General features: G+C 36.6%; 1 protein-coding gene. It reads left to right on the top strand.

What is annotated here, in order from left to right:
* Window positions 1-23 precede the first annotated feature (23 nt).
* Window positions 24-1,140, top strand: a protein-coding gene (locus AC1Z3K_RS18600; RefSeq protein WP_461733564.1) for an IS3 family transposase whose coding sequence is annotated in 2 segments (ribosomal slippage) — window positions 24-291 and window positions 291-1,140 — 1,118 coding nt annotated over the 2 segments. Because the reading frame shifts where the segments join, the coding sequence is not laid out codon by codon here. This gene is flagged as partial in the annotation.

The raw sequence follows: 1,140 nt of genomic DNA, 5'->3' as shown, positions 1-1,140 counted from the left end.
TAAATTTAGCGGAGGTGCTTTTGATGAAGAAAAAAATGGCGTATTCTCTTGAAGTCAAAGAGAAAGTAATTGAATTGAAAATTGAAGGAAAGACAACAAAAGAGATACTAGAGCTGACAGGGGTTAAAAGTAAAACACAAATCGATAACTGGTGGGGTTGGTATAGAAAGGGAGAAATTCATCGATTTCATCGTCCGATGGGAAAACCTGTTAAAGAAGAGAAAAGTGAAATTGAGCAATTGAAGGAGCAACTACGTCAAAAAGAACTAGAAATTCATGTGCTAAAAAAATACAGAGAATTGGAAAGGAAGTGGTTGCGTCAGTAGTTATCCAGTTAGTAGAAGAACTAAAAAGCATCTATAAAATCAAGGATATCTGCAAGGTCTTAACTGTCGCACCATCAACTTACTATCGCTGGAAAGCAAAAGCAGTTTGTTCAGATCCTATTGAAAAAAAAGTAGGAGAATTATGTAAAAAGAATCATTATACTTACGGATATAGAAAAATCACAGCCTTAATTCGTAGAGAAGAAATCGTTAATTCTAAAAAGATTCAGCGGATTATGCAAGCCAATCGTTGGAACTGCCGCGTACGGATAAAGAAAGCACAACGCCCAGGAACAGCTCACTATCGTACAAAGAATCATTTAGCGAGACAGTTTCAATCGGACAAGCCTTATCAAAAGCTAGTAACAGACGTTACTTATCTACCTTACGGAGAAAAAATGCTTTATTTATCTTCTATCATGGATTTATACAATGGAGAAATTGTCGCATTTAAAATTAGTGACAAACAAACCGTTTCTTTAGCTGTGGAAACCTTAGAACAGCTAGAACTCCCAAAAGGTGTTCTCCTTCACAGTGATCAAGGATCAATCTATACTTCCTATGCCTACTATCAACTGTGCAAAGAAAAAGGCATCATCCGCAGCATGTCCCGAAAGGGAATGCCAGCAGATAATGCCCCGATAGAATGTTTTCATTCCTCGTTAAAGTGTGAAACATTCTACCTAAACATAGAGCCAAAATACTCTACCACTACTGTAATAGATATTGTCACAAATTACATTAAGAATTATAATACCCATAGAATTCAACGGAAGTTGGGTTATCTATCACCGATAGCCTATCGAAAACAGAC

The organism is Enterococcus sp. LJL128, assembly GCF_056924295.1.
The sequence above is the reverse complement of the archived record's forward strand: the minus strand, read 5'-3'. Positions and strand labels throughout refer to the sequence as shown.